Genomic DNA, 2,542 nt, shown 5'->3' on the forward strand with positions numbered 1-2,542 from the left:
GCCTTGCCGCTCGGTCGCGGCGTCTACACCCAGCTGCCGCCCAGCCGCCTGGAGCGCCTGGCCCAGCGCCTGCGTTGGCCGCTGACCGGCGCGGCCGGCCTGGCCTCGCTCTATCTGGTGTTCCTGATGCATGCCGCCGGCCAGACCTGGCTGGCCCTGGGCGCCCTGGGCTTCTTCGTCCTGGTGTTCTACATCTACGTCAGCCAGGCGGCGTTTGCCCTGCGCTACCTCTTCCCCGGCATTGCCGGCATGCTGATCTTCATCGCCTTCCCGCTGATTTACACGGCGCAGATCGGCTTCACCAACTACTCCTCGGCCCATTTGCTGAGCCAGGAGCGGGTGCGTGAGTACCTGCTCGACCAGCACGAGGCGGTGGCCGGCCAGACCCAGGGCTTCACCCTGCATGCCGATGGGCCGGAGTTCCGCCTGGTGCTGCGCGCCGAGGATGGCAGCCCGAGCTGGGTTTCGCCTGCTCTGGCCCTGAAGACCACCCGTCAGGAACTGAGCGTGGACATGCTGCCCGCGCAGTCCGCCCAGCAACCCCTGACCGCGCCGCTGCAGCAAGCCCTGCCCCTGCGCGAGCTGATCGAGCACCGCGAGGCGCTGATGCAGCTCAAGCTGCGCCTGCCCGGCGCCGCGCAGGAGCTGCGTTATCTGGGCCTGCGCGAGTTCGGCGCCATCAGCCGCCATTGGCAGGCTCAGGATGATGGCAGCCTGCTGCGCCTGGCCGACCAGACCCGCTTCAGCCCGAATCTGCAAACCGGCTATTTCGAAAGCGCCGCCGGCGAAGTGCAGCAACCCGGCTTCAAGGTCGTGGTGGGCTGGCGCAACTACACGCGCATGGTGATGGATGCGGAGTTCCGCGGCCCCTTCCTCGCCATCTTCAGCTGGACCGTGTTGTTCTCGGCCCTGACCGTGCTCTGCGCCACCGCCATCGGCATGCTGCTGGCCGTGTTGCTGAACTGGGACGACCTCAAGTTCCGCGGTACCTACCGCACCCTGCTCTTCCTGCCCTACGCGGTGCCGGGCTTCATCTCCATCCTGGTGTTCAAGGGCCTGTTCAACCAGAACTTCGGCGAAATCAACGCCATTCTCGACGCGGTCTTCGGCGTGCGGCCGGCCTGGTTTGCCGACCCGCTGCTGGCCAAGACGATGATCCTCATCGTCAACACCTGGCTGGGCTACCCGTACATCATGGTGCTGTGCACCGGCCTCATCAAGGCCATTCCGTCGGACCTGTACGAGGCCTCGGCCCTGGCCGGTGCCGGCCCGCTCACCAACTTCTTCCGCATCACCGCGCCGCTCATCATCAAGCCGCTGACGCCGCTGCTGATCTCGGTGTTTGCCTTCAACTTCAACAACTTCGTGCTGATCGCGCTGCTCACCGACGGGCGGCCCGACTACCTCAACACGAAGCTGCCGGCCGGCACCACCGACATCCTGGTGAGCTACACCTATCGCATCGCCTTCACCGATGCGGGGCAGAACTTCGGGCTGGCCGCGGCCATCTCGACACTCATCTTCTTCATGGTGGCGCTGATGTCGATCGTGCAGCTGCGCGCCATGCGGGCGTCCGCGAACAAGAGCTGAGAGGAAGGGCACCCCCATGGCCATCGTGACGGGCAAGGGCGAACGCTGGCGGGTGTGGCTTGCGCATGCGTTCCTGTGGGCGCTGCTGGCACTCACGCTGTTTCCGCTGCTGGCGGTCATCTCCATTTCCCTGCGGCCCGGCAACTTCGCCACGGGCTCGCTGATCCCCAGCGAGATCAGCCTGGAGCACTGGAAGCTGGCGTTGGGCATTCCCGTGGTCAACGCCGATGGCAGCGTCACGGAGCCGCCGTTCCCGGTGCTGCTGTGGCTGTGGAACTCCATCAAGATCGCCACGATCTCGGCGGTGTTGATCGTGGCCATCAGCACCACGGCCGCCTACGCCTTCGCGCGGCTGAAGTTCGCACACAAGCACGTCATCCTGTCGAGCATGCTGGTGCTGCAGATGTTCCCGGTGGCGGTGGCGCTGGTGGCCATTTACGCCATCTTCGAGGGCATCGGCCAGACGCTGCCCTGGATGGGCATCGAGACGCACACCGGACTGATCGTGGCGTACCTCGGCGGCGTGGCCACGCACATCGGGACCATCAAGGGCTACTTCGAAACCATCCCGGCCGAGATCGAGGAGAACGCCAAGGTCGACGGTGCCAGCCACTGGCAGGCCTTTCGCTACGTGCTGCTGCCGATGGCCGTGCCCATCCTGATGGTCGTCTTCGTTCTGGCCTTCATCGGCACCATCATCGAATACCCCGTGGCCTCCATCCTGCTGCGCGAGGAGCCCAACCTCACGCTGGCCGTGGGCAGCAAGTTCTACCTCTACGACCAGCGCTATCTGTGGGGCGACTTCGCGGCGGCCGCCGTGCTATCAGGGCTGCCGATCACGCTGGTGTTCCTGGCGGCGCAACGCTGGATCGTCTCCGGGCTCACCTCGGGTGGCGTGAAAGGCTGAGGACCGTTCCTGGGTCCAGGCCCGGTTCAGAACAACAAACGGAAC

General features: G+C 65.7%; 2 protein-coding genes. Both read left to right on the top strand.

From position 1 onward, the window contains the following. The first annotated feature begins 3 nt into the window (after positions 1–3). The gene (malF, locus tag ACK5F2_RS01105) at positions 4–1,590 is read left to right on the top strand and encodes a maltose ABC transporter permease MalF (protein WP_409862170.1); all 1,587 of its coding nucleotides are present in this window, start codon (positions 4–6) and stop codon (positions 1,588–1,590) included. Positions 1,591–1,606: 16 nt separating this feature from the next. Then, positions 1,607–2,497, top strand: a complete 891-nt coding sequence (gene malG, locus ACK5F2_RS01110; protein ID WP_409862169.1) for a maltose ABC transporter permease MalG — start codon at positions 1,607–1,609, stop codon at positions 2,495–2,497. The last annotated feature ends 45 nt before the right edge of the window (positions 2,498–2,542 follow it).

Source organism: Roseateles sp. (assembly GCF_046300915.1).
GTDB lineage: Bacteria > Pseudomonadota > Gammaproteobacteria > Burkholderiales > Burkholderiaceae_C > Kinneretia.